Below are 23,426 nucleotides of genomic sequence, written 5' to 3' on the forward strand. Positions count from 1 at the left end.
CGTCACCAGGGGTCGACGTCGACGCCGGTGGTGACGATTCGCAGGGCCGTGGAGGCGACCCACGGGCGGTCGTGCGAGCTGATGCCACCGTACGACGGCATCGGCAGCTCGGGGAGCAGGGCGAGCACGGCGCTCAGGTGGCGGCATTCGGCGGCTTGGACGGCGAGCTTGACCGTCGGGCTGTGGCGGCGTCCCAGAGGCATGCGGAGCAGCTCGGCACGCGCCTGCGCGAGGGCCTCGATGTCCGCGTCGCCGGGCCCGGCCGGGCGGCCGTGGGCGGCGTTGCGTTCCGCGATCGGCACAGCCTCCTCCACCCAGCAGTTGTGGCGCTCACCCCAGTCCACGAGCATTCGCGGCAGGCCGTGCTCGACGAAGAGCCGCTGCGCGCCCCAGCCCCGGAACCAGCCGTCACCGGACCGGAGCAACTCTTCGGCGAGCTCCACCCTGCCCTTGCGCAGCAGGTAGCCGAGGAACGGGATGCCGACGTCGTCGCCGGCAGCGCCGGTGCCCTCGGCGAGCAGCGCGCGCGCCTCGTCGCCACGGCCGCATTCCATCAGTGCCCGGACGACCGGGAGGCGGTGGTCCCAGCCGCCGCCCTTCTCGCGGAGCTTCTCCCGGGCCCGGTCGAACCACGCGTCGGCCTGTGCGCCGTCGCCCAGCAGCGCATGGACGGCGCCCATGGAGCCCGCCGTCGAGGCGGACTCACCCCACATTCCGTCGGTACGGCTGAAGACAGAACGTGCGTCGTCCTCCAGCCCCGAGGCCGCGAGCAGCATCGCCACCTCGGCGGCGACACGCGGCCGGCGATGTTCGGGCAACGTCCCGATCAGCTCCAGCGCCCCGGCCGTCTCCCCACGCAGCGCCCTGATCACGGCCGCGGCGTGGAGCGCCTCACCGGCCCAGGTGTTGCGGCGGTCAACCCCGTACGCCACGACCGCCTCCTGGAAGGCCCGGAAAAGGTCGTCGACGGTGGCGGTGTCGGGCGGCGGCCACTCCTGAGGACCCGGGTCCGGCATCGTCCGGCCCCGGAACGGCTCCAGGTATTCGAACAGCGGCTCGGGCACGCGTTCGGCCGCGGCGGGCGCGTCGGGGACGACCTCCAGCTCGCCCCAGTGCACGGGCCAGGCGAATCGCCCGGCGACCGCCCACGCGAGGGCCGCGGCCAGGTCGTCGTCCCGTCCGGGAGGGGCGATCACGATCCCGGGCAGCAGGGCGGCGGCCCAGGTCTCGTCGTCCAGCGCGAACGTGGGGTTCGGCTCGGGGTACATGTCCGCCCCGAAGTCCTCGTCGTCGAGCGCGAGGGGACGTGGCGCGGACGGCTGCCGCAGTAGCCTGAAGTCGCCGATCACCTCGCCGGAGTCCGCGCGCAGAAAGCGCAGCACCGCCGCACCCAGCAGCACGAGCACGTCGTCGGCGCCCCAGTGCACCCCCGTGGCCTCGGCGGGCGCGTCGAAGGAGCGCAGCCGTTCGCCTCCTTCATCACCGAGCGACCAGATCTCGACGCGGCCGTCGACGGTCAGGCACGCGGCACGCTCGCCGTCCGGCTCCCAGGCCCAGGACCGTACGTCCAGGTCGTAACTCGGCGACCGCGGTGCGACGTCGAGGTCGTAGCGGTGCTGTCCGGTCCTGTCCACGACCGCGACGCGCGAACCGCATTCGACGATCGCCAGGCGCGTCCCCCACGACATGAACGTCACCTTGGCGCACCCGGGTCCCTCGGACACCCGCCGGCCGGTGAGCGCGTCCGCGATCACCAGGCGGCCGTCGTGGTGGAAGGCGAGGAGGCTTTCGTCACGGCTCCACTCGGCGGTCGGCCACTTGTAGTTCCGGTCGCCCTCGGCCGTCCAGGTGACGCGGCCCGACGCGGCGTCGATCGAGCAGACCCGCCCGTCGTGCAGGTTTCCGTAGAGCCGCCGGCCGTCCCGCGACCAGACGACCCGATCGAGGACGAACCGGTCGCCGTCCGACAGCGGCTCGATCCTGGGGTCGTCCGGCCAGACCTCCCCGCCGTCCAGCGGGACGACGGCGCCGTGAGCGCTCGCGTCGGCCTCCTGGAGCACGTAGGCGCGCACGCCGTCGGGCGCGAGGGCGAACGGATCCGGACGTCCCGAGTAGGTGAGGCGAGCGGTCCCGACGGGTTGGTTCTCCTCGCCGAACGGATCCCAGACGCCCACGTTGTTCGACCGGTAGGCCAGGGCGAGGCGCGACTCGTCCGCCGACCACTGGATGACCTCGCCGTAGCCGGGCCACCCGATCCCGCCCTCGATCCAGTCGATGACGTTGACGCATCGCCCGGTGGTCACCTCCCAGATCTGCAGGGTGGCTCCACGGTCGTAGTCGTCGCCGCCGAAGTCGCCCACGGCCAGATACCGGCCGGACGGGCTGAGCGCCTGTGCGGTGATCTCGACCTGGTGGACGTCCGGATGGCGCAGCAGCGCACCGTGCTCCCGGATCCGCTCGGTCGCGTACCGGTGCGCGTCGACGACACCGTGGCGTCGCTCCAGCTCGGCGAGTGCGGCGCGCAGCGGGACAAGGTCGCGTTCCGGGGCGAACGCGGTCCAGTCCGCGGCCCGCAGCGCCGCCTCGAACGCCTCGGGTCCGGTCTCGGGCGAGTCGGGGATCTTCATGCCCAGTGATCGTACGAGCATTCACCACAGGCGCGTCAAAGGAGGACGAAAACGGTCCTCGTTGCGAGGCACAATGCAGGCATGCTGGAAACGTCCGCTCGGTTGCTTCGTTTGTTGTCGTTGTTGCAGCAGCACCGCGACTGGTCCGGCCCGCAGCTGGCCGACCGGTTGGGGGTGACGGTGCGCACCGTGCGCCGTGACGTCGACCGGCTGCGCGAGCTCGGTTACCCGGTGCACGCCACGATCGGGAACATCGGCGGTTACCGGCTGGGCGCCGGGGCCGCCATGCCGCCGCTGCTGCTCGACGACGAGGAGGCCGTGGCGGTCGCGGTGGGGTTGCGTACCGCGGCGAACGGCACGGTGGCCGGGATCGAGGAGACGTCGGTGCGGGCCCTGGCGAAACTGGAGCAGATCCTGCCGCCGCGGCTGCGCTACCAGGTCTCGGCGCTGGACGCCGCCACCGTGGCCCAGCACCGGCCGGTCGCGGTGGTCTCGACGGAGCTGCTGACCACGATCGCCGCCGCCTGCCGCGATCACCAGCGGCTGCGGGTGGACTACCGCAGTCACGACGGCACCGAGACCACCCGTACGGTCGAGCCGCACAAGCTGGTCCACGCCGGCCGCCGCTGGTACCTGGTCGCCTACGACCTCGACCGGGCCGACTGGCGGACCTTCCGCCTCGACCGGCTGCGGCCGCGCACCCCGTCCGGTCCGCGGTTCACGCCGCGCGAGCCGCCCGCCGACGACATCGGCGGGTACGCGTCCTGGAAGGTGGGCGTGGACCGGTACCGCTACCAGGCGCGGTTCACCATGCACGCCCCCGCGGCCCAGGTCGCCGAGCGGGTGCCGGCCGACGCCGGGGTGGTCGAAGCCGTCGACGAGCGCACCTGCACCCTGCGCGCCGGCTCCAACTCCCTCGACGGGCTGGCCCTGCACGTGACCCTGCTCGGCTTCGACTTCACCGTCCACGAACCGGCCGAGCTCGTCGAGCGCTTCAGGATGCTGCACGCCCGCATCGGCCAAGCCCTTCGAGAGGACTGACGGGACCGCTCAGGAGAAGTCGGCGGCCCGGTCGAGGGCCCACTGGGCGAACGTACGGGCCGGGCGGCCGGTGAGCCGCTGGACGGTGTCGTACACCTGCGCGGGCCGGCCGACCGACTGCTCCCACTGCTCGAACAGGGTGTCCAGGACGAACGGCGGCATGAACCGGCTCATCTGCTCCCGGGCGACCTCGGGGGTCAGCTCCTGGTAGACCAGCGGGCGGCCGAGCGCCTGGCCGATCAGCGTGACCTGCTCGGCGGCGGTCAGGGACTGCGGGCCGCTGAGCGCGTACACCTGACCGGCATGGCCGTCCTCGGTCAGCGCGACGACGGCGACCTCGGCCAGGTCGGCCTCGTGGATCGGCGCGCTGGTGGCGCCGGCGTAGGGGGCGCGCACCACGTCGCCGGCGCGGGTCTGCCCCGCCCAGGGCAGGGCGTTGGTGGCCATGTGCGCCGAACGCAGGAACGTCCAGTTCAGGTCAGCGGCGCGCAGCGCCTGCTCGATCTCGGCGTGGTAGGCCGCGATCGGGTTGGCCTGCTCGGCGGCGGTGTCGTCGACTCCGTTGGACGACAGCAGGACCACGCGCTCCACGCCGGCCCGCTGCGCCGCTTCGACGAAGGCCGGCCCGCTGCCGGGCACCGCGAACAGGAACACCGCGGTGACGCCGTCGAGCGCCGCGGCCAGGGTGTCCGGGCGCGACAGGTCGCCCTCCACCGGCTCGACGCCGGCCGGCAGGTTCGCCCGCCGCGGATCCCGCACCAGCGCGCGCACCTTCTCACCACGGTCGAGGAGCCGCTCGACGACGTTGCGTCCGACGTTGCCGGTGGCGCCGGTGACCAGAAACATGCTCACTCCACAGATGTACGAAGGGCGGGACCGGTTATCCGCTGCCCTGGTGATGAATACTCTGCCAGCCAAGGAGGACAGGACCGGTCCTCATTGCACGTGGAACGGGATGAACGCGCTCGACCACGGGTTCACGGTGTGCGACGTGTTCGAGTCGGTGGTCACGGTCCGCTGCGAGGAGGAGGCCGTGCTGGGGTAATCCCTAGGTGCCTCCCCGACGCGTACGGCCGGCCGCCGCGCATAGCGTCGTCGAATCGGACGAGGGAGTGCCATGGCGACGTACGGCATCGAGGCGATCAGGAACTTCGGGAACGCCCGCGCGAACGGCATCAGCACCGCGGAGGACCTCACTTACACCTTCAACCGCAGCAACGGCTTCGCCCGGGAACTGTCCGCGGCGGGTCACACCCAGGCGTTCTACTGGGCCAACCAGAACGCCTGGGAGAACGACATCCAGGACACCGACACAGGCGGCGACGACCGCAACTGGGTCGACAACGTCGACATCTTCTGGATCGAGACGCACGGCAACCACACCGGCGACGGCCAGGCGCGGCTGCTCTACGACGTGCCCCGCGACCAGTGGCGCACCTTCTCCGGCACCTGGCAGCTGGGGGAGAACTGGAACGCCGAATGGATCATGGCGTACTCGTGCGACACCGCGCCGCTGTCCACGATCACCGGGCTCTGGAACATCTTCGACGGCCTCCACCTCTACTGCGGCGCCTTCGACAACATGTACGACGGCAGCACGACGGACGAGTGCGGTGAAGACGTCGGCGACAACCTCACGGACGGCGACACCGTGGCCGATTCGTGGATCGACGGGGTGTCCGACTGGTGGGTGGACAACCACCCGGTGGTGGTCGGCCCCGGCGACGCGAGCACCTGGAACGGCGGGGACATCCGCTGGGAGCTCAGCCCGCACAACCGCGACCACCTGTGGGGTCACGGCACGGTGTCCCCTGATCTGCCTCCCGCGCAGCAGGCGTGCCTGCTCTGGCGCTGGGCCGAAGGGTAGGAGTAGACATGCCTGCATACGCGGACAAGCTGGCCGAGCAGCTCACCTCCATGGCGGGGGACGTGCCCGACACCGTAGAGGTGGTCGCGCTGGCCCAGCCCGACCCGGGCGTGATCCAGGAGCGCCTGGCGAAGCTCGTGGGGACGGTGGCGGACGTCGCCGGCATCGAGCGTCAGCGCCCCGAGGTGGTCACCAAGGACATACGGACGACGATGCGCGTGCCGGGCCGCCTGCTGGCCACGGGGTTCCACGCCTCGGGCTCGATGTCCGTCCGCCTCAATCTGGCGCCCTTCGAGGACGTCTTCAAGGACGACCCCGGCGATGAAGACCTGGTCGCGCTGCTCGGGCACAGCAGCGGGCGTCTCGGGATCGCCGGCCTGCTGCCCGCCGAGGACGACCTCGAGTTCGAACGCCTCTGGCGGATCAAGGCGGCGGGCGGTGACCGGTCCGGCAAGGTGTCCGGCGCCGTCCTGTGCCGCGCGATCGGCGCGTTCCGCCACGTCACGCGCGGCCTCCCCGTGTACGGCCGGGCCTCGGCCACGGTCGAGCTGGCCGCCGCCGGCCGGCTGGCGTCGGTCAGCGTCTCGGCCCGCCGGTTCGTGGACGACGGAGGCGGGCGGACGGTGGCGACGCCCGAGTCGCGGCGGCCGGCCGCCGCCGCGAAAGAGGTCGCGGGCCGGATCGTCAAGGCGTTCGGCGACCTGGAGGAGCTGAAGGACGTCCGGCTGGTGCCGGAGTGGTTCCGGTTCGGCTACCTGGCGCTCGGCCGGCGCCGGTCGCAAGCCGTGCTGGCCCCGTTCTACGTCGCGAGCATCTCCGTCGACCGGCCGGAGGCCGAGGCGTCGGCGCACGTCATCGCGGTGCCGGGCACCGAGGATCAGTTCGTCCGCCTGCCCGCCGGCCAGCGTTCGTCCGCCCCGTCAAGGGGATGACGGACGCCCCCGAGGCCGCACACTGCGCATGCGGCCTCGGGCGGGGTCAGCGGGTGGTCATGAGGGTCAGGCTCTCGTCCTGTACGGACGCCGCGACGCCGCGGGTGATGCGGTATCCGGCGAGGTCGGGGCCGTCGCCGTCGATGATCTCCTGAGCCACGAGCCGGCCGAGCTCGGGCGCCAGGTTGACGCCGCTGTGGGTGACGAGGTGGTAGAGGCCGGGGACGTCGGGGTGCGTGCCCGCCAGCGGCAGCCCGTCCGCCGGCACGGGCCGGACGCCGAGGCGCACACCGGCCAGCCGGGCGGTGCGCAGCGCGGGCAGGACGCGCTGCCCGCCGGCGTGCAACCGTTCGGCCAGGGCGTCGTCGCTCTGGCCGGGCAGCAGCGCGTCCACGGGCCAGGAGATGGAGCAGATCCGGTCTCCGGGGGCGGGGCGCAGGTCCACCTCGGGAGTGGCCAGGATGGCGTCGAGACGCAGGCCGGGGACCGGGGTGCTCTCTCCCACCAGCCCGGGGATCCGGGTCATGGGCAGGTCGGTGCCGGCCAGGGCCGCGATGCGGTCGGCGTCCGGGCCGGTGCAGTTGACCACCCAGTCGGCCTCCCAGCGCCGCGTGCCGGTCTCGACACCGGTGACGGCGTCGCCGTGGCGGATCAGCGCCTGCGCCCGCAGGCCGTACCTGATGTCGGCGCCGAGCGTGGCGGCGCGGTCGAGCAGGCGCTGGACGAAGAGCGGGGCGTCGTACCAGGCGCTCTGGTCGTGGACCACGAGCTCGCTCGCCGTGCACGCCGCCGGGTCGACGGCGGGGGCGAGTTCGCGCAGCTCGGACGGGTCGGCGATGCGGCAGGGGTGCCCCCAGGACCTGAGGCGCTCGGCCCGCTCCCTGAGCCCCCGCCGGCTCTCCTCGCTGTCGCCCCACTGGATGGCGGGCATGGGGTGCCGCCACGACGCGCCCCCGAGCTCCTCGGCCAGCGTGGCGTGCAGGGCGGAGCTGGCGCGGTTCAGTTCGTAGTAGGCGCGCGGGGTCTTCAGATGGGTGACGTCCATGGAAAAGGTCGCGCTGGAGGTTCCCGCGGCGGGGCCGCCGGCCTCGATGACGACGACCTGGGCCCCTGCGACGGCCAGGTGGTAGGCGACGGAGGCACCGAGCACTCCGGCGCCGAGAACGATGACGCGGGACACGTGGATATCTTTCCTTCGGGAGTCAGAGAACCTTGCTGAGGAATGCCCGGGTGCGCTCGTGCCGGGGCTCGCCGAGCACGGCGCCGGGCGGCCCGGACTCCACGACGACCCCGTCGTCCATGAAGACGATGGTGTCGCACACCTCCCGGGCGAATCCCATCTCGTGGGTGACGATGATCATCGTCATGCCGTCCTGGCGTACGAGGTCGCGCATGACGTCCAGGACCTCGCCCACGAGCTCCGGGTCGAGGGCCGAGGTCGGCTCGTCGAACAGCATGAGGTCGGGCCGCATCGCCAGGGCGCGGGCGATGGCGACGCGCTGCTGCTGGCCGCCGGACAGCTGGTCGGGGCGGCTGTTCGCCTTGTCGGCCAGCCCCACCCTGGCCAGCAGGGCGTGGGCGCGCTCGCGTACCTCGGCCTTAGGCTCCTTCTTGACCATGATCGGCGCCATCATGACGTTCTCGAGCGCGGTCATGTGCGGGAAGAGGTTGAAGCGCTGGAAGACCATCCCGATGTCCACCCGCTGGGCGGCGATCGCCTTGTCCGGCAGCTCGTAGACCTTCCCGTCGCGCTCCTCGTAGCCGATCAGGTGGTCGCGGAAGTAGAGGCGGCCGGCGTCGATGCGTTCGAGGTGGTTGATGCAGCGCAGGAAGGTGGACTTGCCGGACCCCGACGGGCCGATCACGGCCAGCACCTCTCCCTCCGTGACCTCCAGATCGATGCCTTTGAGCACGTCGAGCGTCCCGAACCGCTTGTGCACGCCTTCCGCGCGGATGAGGGTCTTCATCTGCTGAACCTGCGTTCGATGTAGTGCTGCCCGGCGTTCAGCACGGTCGTGGCCACGAGGTACCAGAAGCACGCGACCGTGAGCAGCGGGACCTGCTGGAAGTTCCTGGAGTAGATGCCCTGGATCGAGGTCAGGAGCTCAGGCACGGCGATGGCGAAGACGAGGGAGGTGGTCTTGAGCATCGAGACCACCTGGTTGCCCGTCGGCGGGATGATGACCCGCATGGCCTGGGGCAGAATGATCTTTCGCAGGGTCTGGAAGCGGGTCAGGCCCAGCGCGTGGGCCGCCTCCGTCTGACCGTGGTCGACGGAGGTGATGCCGGCCCGCACGATCTCGGCCATGTAGGCCGCCTCGTGCAGGCCGAGCCCCAGCACCGCGGCGGCGAGCTGGGTGATGATCAGGTTGGTGTCGACCTCGAAGAACGTCGGCCCCCAGGGCACGCCGAGCCCGATCCTCGGCACCACCGCGGACAGGAAGTACCAGAACAGCAGCTGCACCAGCAGCGGCACGCCGCGGAAGATCCAGATGTAGAACGCGCTCAGCGACGCCAGCAACGGGTTGGGCGACATGCGCAGCACGGCCAGCACGATGCCGCCCGCGACGCCGACGACCATGGCGAGCAGCGTGAGCAGCAGCGTGGTGCCGAGCCCGCTCAGGACCGCGGGGGAGAAGAGGTACTCGCCGACCACCTTCCACTCCATGCGCGGGTTGGCCAGCCAGCCCTGCAGCAGGAAGATCACCAGGAAGCCGAGGACGGCCGCGCTCACCCAACGCCCCGGATGTCGGAGCGGGACGGCCTGGATCCGCTCCCGGGGAGCCGGGGGAGCGGTCTGCCCGGTCGTGGTCACGACTCGCCGCCGTTGATCACGGCTTTGTCGAGGGCGCCCGACGACATCTTCCACTTGTCGAGGATCTTGGCGTAGGAGCCGTTCTCCATCAGCTTCTGCAGCGCCTGCTGCACGGCCTTGGAGAGGTTCTGGTCCTCCTTGTTGACGAGGATCCCGTACGGCAGGAAGCGGTAGGGCTCGCCCACCTGCTTCATCCGGCCACCGGACTGCTCGGCCTGGTAGGTGATGGTGGGCGTGCCGCCGATGAAGGCGTTGGCCCGGCCGGTGGAGACGGCCTGCAGGCAGCCGACCGTGTCGGGGAACACCAGCACCTGGACCGCCGGCTTGCCCGCGTCCGTGCACTTCTTCTTCTGCTGCTCGGCGTCGTCGGCCTGGGCGGTGCCCTGCTCGACGGCCGCCGTCTTCCCGCAGAGATCGTCGAGCGACTTGATCGTCTGAGCGTCCTTCTCCTGGACCAGGAGCGAGCTGCTGGTCTTGAAGTAGTCGACGAAGGTGACCTTCTCGCGGCGTTCCGGCTTGTCGAGCATCGCCTGGATGGCCAGGTCGTAGCGGCGTGCCTGCACGCCGGCGATGAGGCTGTCGAAACTGGCCTGGCTGAACGTCACTTCGACGCCGAGCACCTGGCCGATGGCCTTCATCAGCTCGGGTTCGAGGCCGATGACCGACTTGTTGTCGGTGTCGAGGAAGACCAGCGGCGGGTAGTTGTGACCTGCCGCCACGTTGAGCGTGCCACTCTTCTTGATCTTGTCGGGCAACAGGTCGTGCAGTTCTTGGTTCTTCTGCTGTGCCGGGGCGGCCGCCTGGGAGGCGCCGCCTCCGGAACAGGCTGTCAGGGACAGGAGTCCCGCCAGGCCGAATGCGGCGGCTGCTTGGGTGAACCGCATGGCGCAGGACACCACCTTTCGCGCTTCGTACTACTACGTTCCGTAAACACCAATATTGGGGGTCCGTTTAGATACGACAAGGTAAGCGAGCATGCGCATTGGTGCACATCCTGTTCAGTCCTCCTTATCCTCTTTCTCGACCTCCCCAGCTCGCCGCCCAGGTGATCGATCGTCTCGCCCCAAGATGGTTCGCGGTCTGGTGATGCTTATCGCCCGACTGTTAAGTTGGGCCGATGCTTACCCCCGCCCAGCTTCAGGCGATCCGTGAGGTGGTCGCCACCGGTTCGCTCAGGACCGCCGCCAAGCGCCTCGGGTTCACCCCGTCGGCCATCTCGCAGCAGGTCTCCTCGCTGGAGCGGACCCTGGGCGTCCAGCTGTTCGAGCGGCTGCCGCGCAGCATCCGGCCCACCGCGGCGGGGGCCGAGCTGGCCCGCAAGGCCGCCCGGCTGCTGGCCGACCTCGAGGCGGCGGAGGAGGAGATGCGGTCCTTCGCCACCACCCACCGGGGCAGGCTGCGGCTCGGCAGCTTCTGGTCCGCTGGATTTCGGCTGGTGCCCGCCGTACTGGCGGAGTTTCTCCGCGACCGGCCCAACGTGGACATCCGGTACGAGGAGGGCGATCCGCACCGGACCATTCCGGCCGTGAACGAGGGGCGGCTCGACCTGTCCGTGGTCTTCGAGTACGGCATGGTGCCGCACAACTGGCCGAAGGACCTGACCATGACGTTGATCATGGAGGAGCCGCTCTACGTGCTCGTGCCGACCGGCCACCGGCTGGCCGGTCGCAAGCGCATCCAGTTCGGCGAGCTGTCCGCCGAGCGGTGGATCTCCTACACCGAGGGGATGGACGCCTCACTCAACCTGTCGCACATCTGCGCGGCCAGCGGCTTCGACCCCGACGTGCTGTTCCGCACCAACGACTACAACCTGCCCTTCGAGCTCGTACGCAAGGGGCTGGGGGTGGCGATCGTGCCGGAGTTGGCGATGATCGAGTCGCGCGACGTGTGCGTGTTCCGGCTCGGCGACCCCTCCCAGGTCCGCAGGGTCTTCACCGTGTGCCGCGCCACCGACCCCAACCCCCTGCTCGGCCACGCGACGAGCATGCTCATCAACGCCGCCGAATCCCTGCACCAGCGCGCGGACCTCCCCATCGCCGTGTGAGCCCAGCGCGGAACACGGCCTGCACGATCACGGCCGCGCCGCCGGGCCGAGCAGCGGCTCGACGGCCTCCCACGTGGGAGGCGCCGGCCACTCGCTCCCCTCCGCCGCCTCCAGACCGATGACCGCGCAGGCCAGCAGGTGCTCGCCGGGCGGCAGGTCGCCCTTCAGCGTGGGGATCAGGGTGCGCGGGGCGAACACGTTGGTGCCCGGCAGGGCCGTGACGAGGTCTCCCTCCCGCCCGCCGGACAGGTCCTCGATCACGCACAGGCCGTTCGGCGAGTCGAGCCTGGCCCGCCCGGGACCGGTGTCGACCCGGGCCGGCGGCCGGTCCCGGTCGACCGCGAAGGCCCCCTCGGCCGTGCGCAGCGCCCGCCCGGTCCTGATCCGGTGCACCCGCACGTGCCACGGGGGCAGCGCCACGAGCCAGGTCTCGACCTCCACGTCGTCCCAGGGCGTCCAGCGCGCGTGCAGCACACCGTCGGCGGCGGAGGCGTCCTGCGGCAGCTCGCACGGCCGCCAGTGCTCGCCGTCCTCGCTGAGCGCCAGCGTGCTGTCGAAGGCGCCCTGTTCGAGCCCCAGCGTCCCGGCGGGCACGCTGAAGCCGAACCGCGTGGAGTAGGCGAACTTGGCGTACTTGGCCGCGCCGTGCCGCATCCACGGGGCGTGCTGCCCCGCGCTCAGCAGCACCACGTGCCGCCCCTCCTCGCAGCGCAGCAGCGCCACGCCCGCCTCCGGCTGGGTGCTGACCTCGGGCAGTGGCGGCGCGTCGGCCTCCTTGGCGGCCCAGAACGGGTGCTCCGCGGGCAGGGCGAGCGGCAGGAACGCCTTCATGGCCCAGTACGGCGAGCCGGGCGCGTTGTACTGCTCGGCCAGGTGCGGCTGGGGATAGCGGTAGCCGATGGTGAGCAGCCCTGAGGTGTCGCGGATGGGCTGCCCGCCCCACCAGCGCAGGTTCCGCAGCAGGTGGCCCTTGGTCACCTCCCAGGGCAGCGCCTCGACCCCGGCGAAGGCCAGCGCCCCCCAGAACGCCGACTGCGCGAAGCGGTAGGTCAGGCTCCTGCCGAACGGAACGGCGACCCCCTCGCTGGTGAACCAGTGCTGGAAGTCCTGGGCGAACGCCGCGGCCCGCGCGCGGAAGCGCCCGACCCTGCCCGGGTCGTCGCCGAGCGCCGCGTAGATGAGGCCGTAGTAGTGCATGGCGAACGGGATGTAGTAGTCGCGCTGCCACTTGGGCCCGTCGGAGTACCACCCGCGTCCGAGGTCGAACTCCTCCAGCCGGTCGAGCCTGGCCCTGTTGGCGTCGCGGTCGTGGGCGACCCCGACGCGGTCGAGCCCGAGCCCCACCATGACGGGGAAGAACAGCCAGTTGTTGTCGTTGGGCTCCACGGTGACCGCGTGCCGCAGCCAGGCGGCCACCGTGTCGCGCTGCCGGCCGGTCAGCGGGTCCCAGACCTGCTCGGGGGCCAGGGCGAGCGCCAGGCCGATGGCGGCGGTCTCGACCAGCCGCTGGTTGCGGTCGAAGGCCGCGCCCCAGTAGTCGGGGTGCTCGGGGTCGGTCCCGGCGGCGAGCCCGGCGCGCCAGAGCTCCCAGTGATCGAACGCCCCGCCGCCCGCCGCCAGCGGCGCCAGGCCCCAGAGCGGGCGCGCAAACGCTTCCAGCTCCGATGCCGCCTGGTCGTAGTGCGCCGTGTTGAACCCCAGCCGCAGCCGCCCCCCGCCCGGGCCGAACCTGGTGATCAATGGTGTGACCAGGTCCAGAACCTGATCCCTCAGATCGTCACGGTCGCTGCCAGGCCGCCCTGCGCGGTCGTCGGTGTCCACGGGTTCTCTCTCCTCCGCTGGGAAAGCGCTTTCTGGAAGACAGGGTTCCCGTCGCCGGCCGTACTTGTCAACAGTGGGGCGGTGCGGTGCTGTCGCGGACGTGCAACTCCATCGGCAGGCAGACCGGCTCCCCGTCGTGCCCCTCGGTCATGAGGGCCTCCAGGATCTCGGCCGCCTGCCTGCCGAGCTGCCCGCGGGGCACCGACACCGTGGTCAGGCTCGTGTGCGCCACGTGGTCCAGCGCGATGTCGTCGAACCCGACCACCGACAGATCCTCGGGGACCCGTACCCCGAGCTCGCGCATCCGGGTCACCGCCCCCAGGGCCACCAGGTCGTTGTAGCTGGTGAGCGCGGTGGCGCCGGTGCCGGCCACCTCGGCGGCGGCGTCGTACCCGGCGCGGCTGGTGGACCCGCACGGCAGGATCGTGACGGAGATGCCGAACGCCTTGGCCGCCTCCAGCGCCCTGATCCGCTCGGCGTTGGCCCAGGACACCTCGGGACCGCTCAGGTAGGCGACCCGGCGGTGGCCCAGCTGCGCCAGGTGGCCGCAGATCAGCATCATCCCGCCGAAGAAGTCGGCGGAGACGGCGGGCGCGGCGATGCCGGGGACGATCCGGTCGAGCAGGACGAGCGGGTGGTCGCGGGCGGTCAGCACGACCAGGTCCGAGCGCTCCATGCGGGAGGAGCAGAGCAGCACCCCGTCGCAGCTGCGCATCAGGTCCTCGACCAGGTCGTGCTCGATCGAGGGATCGTCGTCCGACTCCATGACCATGACGCGGCGCCCGTGGGAGCGGGCGACGGCCGAGACCGCCTTGAGCACGTCGGGGAAGTAGGGGTTGGCCAGGTTGGGGACCAGCACGCCGATGGTGCCCCACTCCCCGCGGGCCAGCCCCTGCGCAGCGGCGTTGGGACGGTAGCCCAGCTGCCTGACCGCGTCGTGGACGCGTGCCGCCAGCGAGGGGTCGACCTTGGCCGTGCCGTTGAGCACGCGGGAGACCGTCGAGGCCGACACCCCCGCCGCCGCCCCGACGTCGCTGATCGTCACCCGGGCCGAGCGGCCCTGCCGCAGATTACGCACCCGCTCCTCCTCCCCCTGTGGAGCGCCCGTCAGCCGAGCAGTCCGCGCAGATGATCAAGATCCCGCCGTACGGCCGCCACCGGGTCGGCCGCCGGGTAGTGGACGTGCAGCGACAGCACTCCGGTGTAGCCGCGGGCACGCAGCCCGGGGACGATCTCCGGCCAGGGGACCACGCCTCCGTCCGCGAACGGTTGCCACTCGCACACCCAGCCGTCCGCGGTGGACCGCCAGACGGCGTTCTTCACTCCCATGCAGGCCATCCGATCGCCCAGCAGGTCGACGTTGAGCGCCCATGCCTCGCTGCCCTCCTTGGCCTGGTTGCCGGGGTCGGCGTAGAAACGCACGTCGTCCAGGTCGCCTGCGAGCGCGAGGGCGAGCGAGGCGGATGGATGGATCGTACCGTGATGCAACTGGACCGCCAGCCGTACGCCGTGCCGGGCGGCGAGGGCGACCAGGCGGGACAGCGCGGCCCTGGCCTCCTCCAGTTGACGGCGGTATCCGGCGGCGGGGTCGTAGCGGTAGAAGCCCACCCGCATCAGGGGGACGCCGCTCTCGCCGCAGGCCGCGATGATCCGCTCGGCGTCCGCGTCGACGTCGAGCAGGTCGGTGGTGACGACGTCGAGGGTGAGCCTGCGGCGCTCGAGCTCGGCGGCGACGACGGCGATGCCGCCCGGGTCGGCGGGGCTGACGGTCTGCCCCTCGCGCACGACGAGGTCGACCCCGTCGGCGCCCACCGAGGCCACGGTCTCGGCCAGCCGGGCGGGGTCGATCAGGCCGAAGGGCTTGGTGAAGGCGAGCAGGCGCACACGTACTCCCGAAGTTCTGAAAGCGCTTGTAGAGATTTTTCCGGCGCGCCGATCTCATGATCTTACCGGCGCGCGTCGCCGAAAAATGCCAGGAAAACCAGCATATGTCGGGTGGTAGGGGTCATCGACGGACAGGTGTCATGACCGAGCATCGATCTGAAACCGCTTTCTCACAAGTCTTGAATCGGCCTGTGACCGGGGTTACTCTCGGACCCACCTCTCGGGCAAGCGCTTACCCGGTGCCCGACACCCCTCTGACCTCCGTCTCTCGGGAGGGCTTCATGAAACTCCATCGGCCCGCGATGATCACCGCATTCCTGGCGTCACTGCTCGTGGCGGCATGCGGCACGTCGAGCAGCGGCAGCGGCGGCGGCTCGCAGACCACGCTGCAGATCTGGGACTTCTCCGCCGAACAGGTGAACTTCCACAAGGACATCGGCGCGCAGTTCACCAAGGAACATCCCACCATCAAGATCGAGTGGCGCTCGATCACGCAGGCCGACTACATGAAGACCCTGCCCCTGGCCTTCCAGAGCAACCAGGCGCCGGACATGTTCTACTGGAACGCGACCGGGCTGTCCCAGCTGCTCGACCAGAAGTGGATCAGCCCGCTCAGCCCGAGCGGCACCGTCCCCGCCGACTTCACCAAGCGCTGGCCGGACGGGTCCTTCCTGGAAGGCATCAACGTGCAGGACGGGAAGACGTACGGTTTCCCGTTCTCGGAGAACCTGTACTGGGGCTCCGGCTACATGTTCCTCAACAAGCAGGTCTTCCAGCAGGCCGGGCTGGACGTCAACAACCCGCCCAAGACCTGGACCGACCTCAAGAACGCCTGCGCGCAGATCAAGTCCAAGACCAAGGCCGAGTGCATCGCCGCCCCCACCAAGGGCCCGGACATGCAGCGGATCTGGTACGCGATGATCAGCAGCGTCTCGACGGACGAGTTCTTCGACTACAAGACGGGCAAGTTCGACCTGACCGAGCCCGGCCAGCTGAAGGCCTTCGCCTTCATCCAGGAGCTCAAGAAGGCCGGTTACCTGGCGCCGGGCACCAACGACAAGAACTTCTCCCGCCAGCAGTTCGCCGCCGATCAGGCCGGCATCTTCTTCGACGGAACCTGGCTGCCGAGCGTGTGGGCCAGCCAGGGCTTCAGCAGCGACAAGTACGTGGTGGCGCCGCGCCCCAACCCGGACGACGGGCAGACCGGCGCGGCCGGCCGCAAGTACGACACCAACAAGTACTGGGTCAGCTCGCAGACCAAGAACCATGACGCCATGTGGACGTTCATCCAGTGGATGACCGACCCCGACGGCTACTTCGTCAAGCAGTACTACAAGAGCGCCTTCGGCACGCTGGCCTACGTCGACAACCAGAAGATGGTCACCGACCCGGCGCTCAAGCAGATCATGCAGATCGGCGCGCAGCCGGGCTACCGGGTCCAGCTTCCCGTGCCGCTGCTCAAGTGCCCCGACATCGCCAAGTCCAAGGCGTACGTCAACGCGCTGGCGAAGAACCCCGACGGGGAGTGGGAGGCCATGGGCCAGGCGCTCGTCAGCGGCCAGTCGCTGGAGTCGGTGGGCGCCGCCATCGTCAAGCAGCGGCAGACCGCCCTGGAGGAAGGGCTCAAGCAGGAGGCCGCCGCCGGCCTGAAGGTGTCGATGGACTGCTACACCTTCCCCGACTGGGACTACACCAAGGATTACTCCAAGGACATGTACCGGCACTGAGCCAGACCGGACGGCGCCCCCTTTCTCCCTCGTGAGGACATCCATGACAACCACCGCCCCCGCCCCAGGCAGGGAGAGGGTGACGGACAAGGACCGGTCGCCCGCCGAGCGCGTGCCCGAACGCGTCGATCACTCCCGCGAGCGTGTCCGCGGCTTCGACAGGGTCTGGCTGGTCATCTTCCTGGCCCCCTTCCTCCTGCTCTACCTCGGCTTCACCCTCTGGCCGCTGGCCGCGACGATCTACTACTCGTTCTTCGACTGGTCGGGCATCGGCCCGATCGACCACTTCGTCGGTACCGGCAACTACGGCTCGATCCTGGTCGACCCGCTGTTCTGGCTCTCGGTCGTCAACACGCTGATCTTCGCCCTGCTGACCACCGTCATCAAGCTCCCGATCTCGCTGCTGGCGGCGATCGTGCTCACTCGCAAGTGGCTGCGCGGCAAGCGGTTCTTCCGGACGCTGTTCTTCGCGCCGCTGATCATCCCCGTCGCCATGGCGGGCCTGGTGTTCACCTACCTGCTCAACCCGTCCAACGGCGCGCTGAACGCGATCCTGCGTGACCTCGGCCTGGTCGACCAGGGGTTCGACGTGTTCGCCAACCGGTGGAGCGCGCTGCTCGTGCTCGTGCTCGTCTCCGTCTGGCAGATCTTCGGCCAGTACATGATCTACTGGATCGCGGCGCTGCAGAACGTGCCGGAGGAGGTCTACGAGGCGGCCGCCATCGACGGCGCGGGCGAGTGGAAGAAGCTCACCCGCATCACGCTGCCGATGATCAGGCCGGTCGCCGTGATCATCGCCCTGCTCGGCATCGTGAACGCCATGCACGTCTTCGGGCTGGTCGTCACGCTCACCGCGGGCGGCCCGGGCACCAGCACGTACGTGGTGTCCTACTTCATCTACCAGAACGCCTTCGGCTCGGTGCCGTTCGCCTACGGCTACGCCTCGGCCGCGGCGCTGCTGTTCTCCGTCATCGCCTTCGTGCTGGTCTCCGCCCAGGGCGTCGCGGTCCGCCGGGCCCAGCGACTCAGGAAGGAGTACGGCGTCTGATGACCACGGTCAACCAGGCCGCCCGGCGCAGCCACAGGACGCGGGCCAACCTCATCGCCCTGCCGATCCTGCTGGTCATCGGGCTCGTCTGGGTCTATCCGTTCCTGTGGACGATCTCGGCGGCGTTCAAGACCCAGGCCGGGATGTTCACCAGCGGCGCGAGCCTCGTGCCCGACCAGCTGAACTTCGACAACTTCGTACGGGCCTGGGTCAACGCCGGGTTCTCCGGATACTTCTTCAACACGGTGCTCTACTCGGTCGCCTCGACCCTCGTCGAGCTGGTCAAGGCGGCCCTGTGCGGCTACGTGCTGGCCAGGTACGAGTTTCCCGGCCGCACCCTGCTCTACCGGATGATCGTGGGGACCCTGTTCATCCCGGTCGCCTCGATCATCGTCCCGCAGTTCGTGCTGATCGAGAACCTCGGCCTGCTGAACACGCGGGCCGGGGTCATCCTGGCCATGTCCGGCGGCGCGGGCGCGCTCTACGTCCTGCTGTTCGTCGGGTTCTTCTCCAGCGTACCGAGCGACCTGTTCGAGGCGGCCAAGCTCGACGGGGCCGGTTTCATCAAGACGTTCGGCCTCATCCTGCCGCTGGCCAAACCGGTCATCGCGGTGGTGGTCATCTTCCAGTTCATCAGCAGCTGGAACGAGTTCAACATCCCGCTGGTGTTCACGCTCGGCCAGCCCGACCTGCAGAACCTCGCCGTCGGGATGCTGTCCTTCCAGGGCGAGCACGCCACCGACTGGACCGGGTTCGCCGCCGGGATGACGATCTCGTTCCTGCCGATGCTGGCGATCTTCCTCTTCTTCCAGAACTACTTCACGCGCGGCCTGGCCGGCGCCACTAAGGGGTGACTGTCCGCTTGGAGACGAGGCACGGCGCGTTCGCCTACACCTGGGACCTCGTGGGCGACCCCGCGGCGGCCGAGCGCATCGCCGGACTCGGTGTGAGCACGGTGACCCTGCAGGCGGCCTACCACTCGGTACGGGCCACCACCGCGTGGCATCCGCGCCACCGCATCGTGCAGGCCGACCACGCGGCGGCCTACTTCCGGCTGCGCCCCGACCGCTGGCGCGGGCGGCTCAAGCCGTACCCGCCGGGCTGGGGGGTGCCGGACGAGGACAGGTTCGGCACGGCGCTGGCCGCGCTGGCGGCGGCCGGGCTGCGGGCCGAGGCCTGGATGGTGCTCACGCACTCCTCGATCCTGGGCCGCGAGGCGCCCGACCTGACGGTCAGGAACGCGTACGGCGAGTCGTACCCGTACGCGCTCTGCCCCGCCCAGCCCGCCGTCCACGACTACGCGCTCACCCTCGTGAGCGAGGTCTGCGAGCAGTACGACGTGCCCGCGCTGATGCTGGAGGCGTGCGGCTGGCTGGGCGCGGAGCACGCCGGCCACCACGAGAAGACCTCCGGCGCCCACCTGTCCGCCTGCGGCAGGGCGCTGCTGTCGCTCTGCCTCTGCCCCGCCTGCCGGGCCGGGCTGGCGGAGCGCGGCCTGGACGTCGAGGAGCTGGCGCGCGACGTGCGCGCCGCCGTGGACGGGGAGCTCCAGCAGGGCGTCCCGGCCGGGGCGAGCCTGGGCGACGCGCTCGGCCACGATCGCGCCCAGGCCCTCTACGACCACCGCGGCCGGGTCATCGCCGACCTGGTCCGCGCCATGGCCGCGCCGGCCGCCGGCCGCGAGCTGCTGCTCATGGCCACCGACGACCCGCAGGTCACCGGCCCCGACGTGGGGATCGACCTGGCCTCCTTCGACGCGCCGGTCGACGCGTACGTGCTCAAGTGCTGGGGCCCGGAGGAGGCGGCACTGGCCCAGGTGAAGGCCGCGGCCAGCCGCACCGAGACCTCCCTCGTCGCCAACCTGACCGTGCTGGAGGACGGGCACGCCCGGATCCCGGCACTTGCCGCCGACCTCATCGCAGGGGGAGCGCGGCAGCTACGTTACTACCACGCCGGGCTCGGCTCACCCGCCCGCCTGGCCAGCGTGCGGGCGGCGGCTCGCTTGAAGGAGAGGCAATGCTGAACGGGCTGTACGTGATGGACCCGAACCGCTTCGACGACGTCTACGGCCCCCAGGCCAGGGAGGCGATCGAGCGGCACCTGACCATCGCCTCGCCCCTGCTCACCGCCGACCGGCTCACCCCGGACGTGCTCGCCGACCTTGACGTGCTGGTGACCGGGTGGGGGGCGCCCAAGCTGGACGCCGACCTGCTCGCCGCCGCGCCGAAGCTCTCGCTGGTGCTGTACGGCGCGGGCTCCATCAAGGGGATGGTCACCCCGGAGATGTGGGCCAGGGGAGTGCGGGTCACCTCGGCGGCCACGGCCAACGCCGAGCCGGTCGCCGAGTTCGCCCTCTCGCAGATCCTGTACGCGCTCAAGCACGGCTGGCGCTACGTGCTGGCCGCCCGCGCCGCCGCCGCCACCGCCCCGCGCGGGCCCGAGATCGGGGCCTACGACGCGGTGGTCGGGCTGGTCTCGCTCGGCGCCACGGGCCGGGCCACCGCGCGGCTGCTCGCCCATCACCACCTCGACGTGCAGGCCTACGACCCCTACGCCGACCCGGCGCAGGCCGCGGAGCTCGGCGTGCGCCTCGTCGGCCTGAAGGAGCTGTTCGCCACCTCCGACGTGGTCAGCCTGCACTCGCCGCTCACCCCGGAGACGCAGCGCCTGGTCGGCACCGAGCTGCTGGAGTCGATGAAGCCCGACGCCACCCTGATCAATTCGGCGCGCGGCGGCCTCGTCGACGAGGCCGCGCTCGTCGACGTGCTGAGCCGGCGGACCGATCTGTTCGCCGTCCTCGACGTGACCGACCCGGAGCCGCCCGTCGCGGGGTCGCCGCTGTTCACGATGCCCAACATCGTCGTGACCCCGCACGTGGCGGGCAGCCTGGGCCACGAGCGGCGCCGCCACGGGCAGGCGATGGCCGAGGAGCTCGCCCGCTACGTCGCGGGAGAGCCGCTGCTGTACGAGATCACCGAATCCGGCCTGGCGAGGAGGGCGTGAGCGTAGCCACCCTGGTGCTGCTGCCGCCGCACGATCCGGCCACCGCCGGCTGGCGGGCCCGGCTTGAGCAGGCGGTGCCGGAGCTCGCCGTCCTCCAGCCGGAGACCCGCGAGGAGGCGGTGCGCGCGCTGGCCGACGCCGACGCCGCCTACGGCACGCTGCCCGCGGACCTGCTGGCGCACGCCGGACGGCTGCGCTGGCTGCAGGCCCCGCAGGCCGGGCCGCCTCCGGGCTTCTACCACCCGGCCCTGGTCGCGCACCCCGTGCAGGTCACCAACATGCGCGACACCTACACCGACCACGTGGCCGCGCACGCGCTGGCGCTCGTGCTCGCGCTGGCCAGGGGCCTGCCCAGGTACGCCCGCGAACAGGCCCGCGCGCGCTGGGCGCCCGACTGGGACCCCGGCGCCGTGCTCTCCCTGGGCGAGGCAACCGCCCTGGTCGTGGGGGTGGGCGCGGTCGGGGCCGAGGTCGGCAGGCTGCTGGCGGCGTTCGGCACCAGGGTGGTGGGCGTGGACGCCCGGCGCGGCGGCCCCGTGCCGGGCTTCGCCGAGGTGCTGCCGGCCGACGCCCTCGACCGGCTGCTGCCCGAGGCGGACCTGGTCATCCTGACCGTCCCGCACACGCCCGCCACCGAGGGCCTGCTGGACGCGCGGCGGCTGGCGCTGGCCAAGCCCGGGGCGTACGTCGTCAACATCGGCCGCGGGCCCACCGTGCGGCTCGACGACCTGGCCGCCGCCCTGTCCGAAGGGCGCCTGGCCGGCGCGGCCCTGGACGTCTTCGAGACCGAACCGCTCCCCGCCGATCACCCGCTCTGGGGGCGTCCCGACGTGCTCATCACCCCGCACGTGGGGGGCGTGGGGCCGCACGGCGACGAGCGGCGCTTCGCCGTACTGCTGGAGAACGCCCGGCGCTTCGTGGACGGGCGGGAACTGATCAATCTGGTCGACAAGTCCGAATGGTACTGATCACGTGAACCGGATAGCACGCGTCGAGACCTTCACCGTGGGCCTGCCCTCGCTGCGCGACTTCGCCGTGGCAGGCGGCTCCGTCGTCCAGGGCGGCCGGCCGGCCGTCAGAGTCCTGGTGAAGATCACCGCCGACGACGGGGCCGTCGGGTGGGGCGAGGCCACCCCGATCCCCTCCTGGACGTACGAGACCACCGAGTCCATCGTCTCCACCATCGAGAACTACCTGGCCCCGGCGGCCGTCGGCCGTCCGCTGTGGGACCTGGACGGGCTCTGCCGCGTCTTCGACCGTACGATCAGCAAGGGCTTCTCGATCGGCATGCCGCTGGCGCGCGCGGCGGTCGACGTGGCCTGCCACGACGCCTACGCCCGCAGCCTCGGCCTGTCACTCGGCGAGCTGTGGGGCCGGCGCAGGCGCGACACCATCGAGCTGGCCTGGATCGTGGCCACCGAGTCGGCCGCCGTGGCCGCGGACTCGGTGGCCGAGGGCCGCGCGCTCGGCTACCGCCACGTCAAGGTCAAGGTCGGCCTGCACACCGAGGACGAGGACGTGGCCCTCGTGGAGGCCGTGCGCGCCGCCGCCCCCGACGCCGTGCTCTGGGTGGACGCCAACCAAGGCTACACGGCCGCCGCCGCGCTCCGGGTGGCCCGGCGTCTGACCGACCTGGACGTCGCCGTCTTCGAGCAGCCGGTGCCGTCCAACGACCTTGCCGGCCTGCGCCGCCTGCGTGACGCCAGCCCGATCCCGGTGGCCGTGGACGAGAGCCTGCGCCATCCGAGCGATCTGGCGACGTTCGTCCGGCTCGACGCCATCGACGTCGCCGTCGCCAAGGTGCAGCGCTGCGGCGGGCTGACCCTGGCGCTGCGGCAGTGCCAGCTCGCCGAGGACTGTGGCCTGGCGATCATGGGCTCCGGCCTCACCGAGTCCGACATCGGGCTGGCCGCCTCGCTCCACCTGTTCGCCGCGTTCGGCGTGGACACGCCGGTCGACCTCAACGGCCGGCAGTTCATCACCAGCCCATACGCCACGGATCCGGTCATCACGGTCACCGACGGCGTCGCCCACGTACCCGCCGGCCCCGGCCTGGGGATCGGCGTGGACGAGGAGGCGGTCCGGGCGCTCGCTCTCTGAACGGGCCCAGACCATTTCCCGCAAGTAGGAAGCGAACCGGCGAAACGCCCTGTCAGCGTTTGGCCCGTGAGCTCGATGGAGCACGTCGAACGGCTGCGCAAGGACGGCGTGCCGTTCCGGAGTTATCTGGACGCCGGGCGGCACCTGGTGCGGCTCGCGCTGCCCGGGGTGCTGGTGCACGTGCCGCTCGCCACGCTGTCCCTGCTGGCGCTGACGGTGTCGACCGGCGACTCGGCGGCGGTGGTCAACGGGCGGTTCCAGCTGATCGGGACGTCCGATGTCCCGCTGCGGATCTGGACGCTCGTACCGGCGGTGGTCGCGCTCGCCGGGGAGATCGTGGTGTTCCCCGCGACCGTGATCATCGCCACGGGTCACCTGGTCGACCGGCGGATCCCGCCTGTCGAGGCGCTGCGGGCGACGGTGCGGCGGCTGCCGCCCCTGCTGGTCCTGCTCCTGGTGTCCGGGGCGGCCTGGGCTGCGGGAGCCGGCCTGCTGATGGTGACCGATCAGCATTGGC

The 23,426-nt window shown here is 71.1% G+C and carries 20 protein-coding genes; 11 read left to right on the forward strand and 9 right to left on the reverse strand.

Features of this window, described 5'->3' with window-relative positions:
• Positions 1-2: 2 nt before the first annotated feature.
• Positions 3-2,627, reverse strand: a complete 2,625-nt coding sequence (locus ACIBI9_RS40560) for a hypothetical protein (protein WP_397230526.1) — start codon at positions 2,625-2,627, stop codon at positions 3-5.
• An 81-nt stretch (positions 2,628-2,708) separates the two neighbouring features.
• On the opposite strand from ACIBI9_RS40560, the gene ACIBI9_RS40565 reads away from it, so the two are divergent.
• Positions 2,709-3,668 (forward strand): helix-turn-helix transcriptional regulator, encoded by a 960-nt coding sequence (locus tag ACIBI9_RS40565; RefSeq protein WP_397230528.1) that lies wholly within the window; start codon positions 2,709-2,711, stop codon positions 3,666-3,668.
• 9 nt (positions 3,669-3,677) lie between these two features.
• On the opposite strand, the gene ACIBI9_RS40570 is transcribed toward ACIBI9_RS40565, so the two are convergent.
• The gene (locus tag ACIBI9_RS40570) at positions 3,678-4,514 is read right to left on the reverse strand and encodes an NAD(P)H-binding protein (RefSeq protein WP_397230530.1); all 837 of its coding nucleotides are present in this window, start codon (positions 4,512-4,514) and stop codon (positions 3,678-3,680) included.
• Between the two features lie 271 nt (positions 4,515-4,785).
• Between ACIBI9_RS40570 and ACIBI9_RS40575 the strand changes: the two genes are divergently transcribed.
• Positions 4,786-5,535, forward strand: a complete 750-nt coding sequence (locus ACIBI9_RS40575) for a DUF6345 domain-containing protein (RefSeq protein ID WP_397230532.1) — start codon at positions 4,786-4,788, stop codon at positions 5,533-5,535.
• 8 nt (positions 5,536-5,543) lie between these two features.
• Positions 5,544-6,467 (forward strand): hypothetical protein, encoded by a 924-nt coding sequence (locus tag ACIBI9_RS40580; RefSeq protein WP_397230534.1) that lies wholly within the window; start codon positions 5,544-5,546, stop codon positions 6,465-6,467.
• A gap of 46 nt (positions 6,468-6,513) precedes the next feature.
• Here ACIBI9_RS40580 and ACIBI9_RS40585 read toward each other — a convergent pair whose 3' ends face one another.
• From ACIBI9_RS40585 to ACIBI9_RS40600, 4 genes are read right to left on the reverse strand one after another with little or no spacing between them, the layout of a single operon-like run.
• Positions 6,514-7,647 carry an NAD(P)/FAD-dependent oxidoreductase gene (locus ACIBI9_RS40585; protein ID WP_397230536.1) on the reverse strand — a complete coding sequence of 378 codons (1,134 nt, stop codon included), beginning with the start codon at positions 7,645-7,647 and terminating at the stop codon, positions 6,514-6,516.
• Positions 7,648-7,669: 22 nt separating this feature from the next.
• The gene (locus ACIBI9_RS40590) at positions 7,670-8,434 is read right to left on the reverse strand and encodes an amino acid ABC transporter ATP-binding protein (protein ID WP_397230538.1); all 765 of its coding nucleotides are present in this window, start codon (positions 8,432-8,434) and stop codon (positions 7,670-7,672) included.
• Positions 8,431-9,282: an amino acid ABC transporter permease gene (locus tag ACIBI9_RS40595; RefSeq protein ID WP_397230540.1), complete on the reverse strand. Its 852-nt coding sequence runs from the start codon at positions 9,280-9,282 to the stop codon at positions 8,431-8,433. The genes ACIBI9_RS40590 and ACIBI9_RS40595 overlap by 4 nt, the downstream gene beginning before the upstream one ends.
• Complete coding sequence (locus tag ACIBI9_RS40600) at positions 9,279-10,166, reverse strand: ABC transporter substrate-binding protein (RefSeq protein ID WP_397230542.1); 888 nt, start codon at positions 10,164-10,166, stop codon at positions 9,279-9,281. Before ACIBI9_RS40600 ends, ACIBI9_RS40595 begins: the two co-directional genes overlap by 4 nt.
• A gap of 233 nt (positions 10,167-10,399) precedes the next feature.
• On the opposite strand from ACIBI9_RS40600, the gene ACIBI9_RS40605 reads away from it, so the two are divergent.
• Positions 10,400-11,326: a LysR family transcriptional regulator gene (locus ACIBI9_RS40605; protein ID WP_397230543.1), complete on the forward strand. Its 927-nt coding sequence runs from the start codon at positions 10,400-10,402 to the stop codon at positions 11,324-11,326.
• A 27-nt stretch (positions 11,327-11,353) separates the two neighbouring features.
• Here ACIBI9_RS40605 and ACIBI9_RS40610 read toward each other — a convergent pair whose 3' ends face one another.
• From ACIBI9_RS40610 to ACIBI9_RS40620, 3 genes are all read right to left on the reverse strand, one after another.
• The gene (locus tag ACIBI9_RS40610) at positions 11,354-13,147 is read right to left on the reverse strand and encodes a DUF2264 domain-containing protein (RefSeq protein WP_397230546.1); all 1,794 of its coding nucleotides are present in this window, start codon (positions 13,145-13,147) and stop codon (positions 11,354-11,356) included.
• A gap of 67 nt (positions 13,148-13,214) precedes the next feature.
• Positions 13,215-14,225: a LacI family DNA-binding transcriptional regulator gene (locus tag ACIBI9_RS40615; protein ID WP_397230548.1), complete on the reverse strand. Its 1,011-nt coding sequence runs from the start codon at positions 14,223-14,225 to the stop codon at positions 13,215-13,217.
• 29 nt (positions 14,226-14,254) lie between these two features.
• Positions 14,255-15,031, reverse strand: a complete 777-nt coding sequence (locus tag ACIBI9_RS40620) for a sugar phosphate isomerase/epimerase family protein (RefSeq protein WP_397230550.1) — start codon at positions 15,029-15,031, stop codon at positions 14,255-14,257.
• A 281-nt stretch (positions 15,032-15,312) separates the two neighbouring features.
• Between ACIBI9_RS40620 and ACIBI9_RS40625 the strand changes: the two genes are divergently transcribed.
• Genes ACIBI9_RS40625 through ACIBI9_RS40655 form a run of 7 tightly spaced genes read left to right on the forward strand, consistent with a single transcriptional unit; the run spans position 15,313 to position 22,909 of the window.
• On the forward strand, positions 15,313-16,758 hold the full coding sequence (locus tag ACIBI9_RS40625) for an ABC transporter substrate-binding protein (RefSeq protein WP_397230552.1): 1,446 nt from the start codon (positions 15,313-15,315) through the stop codon (positions 16,756-16,758).
• A gap of 43 nt (positions 16,759-16,801) precedes the next feature.
• Entirely contained in the window at positions 16,802-17,806 is a 1,005-nt protein-coding gene (locus ACIBI9_RS40630; protein ID WP_397230554.1) for a carbohydrate ABC transporter permease, read from the forward strand.
• Positions 17,806-18,660, forward strand: coding sequence for a carbohydrate ABC transporter permease (locus ACIBI9_RS40635; protein ID WP_397230556.1), 855 nt, complete (start codon positions 17,806-17,808; stop codon positions 18,658-18,660). Before ACIBI9_RS40630 ends, ACIBI9_RS40635 begins: the two co-directional genes overlap by 1 nt.
• An 8-nt stretch (positions 18,661-18,668) precedes the next feature.
• Positions 18,669-19,829 (forward strand): hypothetical protein, encoded by a 1,161-nt coding sequence (locus tag ACIBI9_RS40640; RefSeq protein ID WP_397230558.1) that lies wholly within the window; start codon positions 18,669-18,671, stop codon positions 19,827-19,829.
• A complete protein-coding gene (locus ACIBI9_RS40645; RefSeq protein ID WP_397230560.1) occupies positions 19,823-20,809 on the forward strand; it encodes a hydroxyacid dehydrogenase in 987 nt (328 codons plus the stop codon). Before ACIBI9_RS40640 ends, ACIBI9_RS40645 begins: the two co-directional genes overlap by 7 nt.
• The gene (locus tag ACIBI9_RS40650; protein WP_397230562.1) at positions 20,806-21,777 is read left to right on the forward strand and encodes a D-2-hydroxyacid dehydrogenase; all 972 of its coding nucleotides are present in this window, start codon (positions 20,806-20,808) and stop codon (positions 21,775-21,777) included. The genes ACIBI9_RS40645 and ACIBI9_RS40650 overlap by 4 nt, the downstream gene beginning before the upstream one ends.
• Positions 21,778-21,781: 4 nt before the next feature.
• Positions 21,782-22,909 (forward strand): mandelate racemase/muconate lactonizing enzyme family protein, encoded by a 1,128-nt coding sequence (locus ACIBI9_RS40655; protein WP_397230564.1) that lies wholly within the window; start codon positions 21,782-21,784, stop codon positions 22,907-22,909.
• Positions 22,910-23,426 lie beyond the last annotated feature (517 nt).

The organism is Nonomuraea sp. NPDC050451, from assembly GCF_044458585.1.

Excerpts from the sequence above, each read along its gene's own strand:
- ACIBI9_RS40625 (WP_397230552.1), top strand. The coding sequence starts at position 15,313 with ATGAAACTCCATCGGCCCGCGATGATCACCGCATTCCTGGCGTCACTG.
- ACIBI9_RS40635 (WP_397230556.1), top strand. The coding sequence starts at position 17,806 with ATGACCACGGTCAACCAGGCCGCCCGGCGCAGCCACAGGACGCGGGCC.
- ACIBI9_RS40590 (WP_397230538.1), bottom strand. The coding sequence starts at position 8,434 with ATGAAGACCCTCATCCGCGCGGAAGGCGTGCACAAGCGGTTCGGGACG.
- ACIBI9_RS40605 (WP_397230543.1), top strand. The coding sequence starts at position 10,400 with ATGCTTACCCCCGCCCAGCTTCAGGCGATCCGTGAGGTGGTCGCCACC.
- ACIBI9_RS40570 (WP_397230530.1), bottom strand. The coding sequence starts at position 4,514 with ATGTTTCTGGTCACCGGCGCCACCGGCAACGTCGGACGCAACGTCGTC.
- ACIBI9_RS40565 (WP_397230528.1), top strand. The coding sequence starts at position 2,709 with ATGCTGGAAACGTCCGCTCGGTTGCTTCGTTTGTTGTCGTTGTTGCAG.
- ACIBI9_RS40645 (WP_397230560.1), top strand. The coding sequence starts at position 19,823 with ATGCTGAACGGGCTGTACGTGATGGACCCGAACCGCTTCGACGACGTC.
- ACIBI9_RS40580 (WP_397230534.1), top strand. The coding sequence starts at position 5,544 with ATGCCTGCATACGCGGACAAGCTGGCCGAGCAGCTCACCTCCATGGCG.
- ACIBI9_RS40600 (WP_397230542.1), bottom strand. The coding sequence starts at position 10,166 with ATGCGGTTCACCCAAGCAGCCGCCGCATTCGGCCTGGCGGGACTCCTG.
- ACIBI9_RS40630 (WP_397230554.1), top strand. The coding sequence starts at position 16,802 with ATGACAACCACCGCCCCCGCCCCAGGCAGGGAGAGGGTGACGGACAAG.
- ACIBI9_RS40560 (WP_397230526.1), bottom strand. The coding sequence starts at position 2,627 with ATGAAGATCCCCGACTCGCCCGAGACCGGACCCGAGGCGTTCGAGGCG.
- ACIBI9_RS40575 (WP_397230532.1), top strand. The coding sequence starts at position 4,786 with ATGGCGACGTACGGCATCGAGGCGATCAGGAACTTCGGGAACGCCCGC.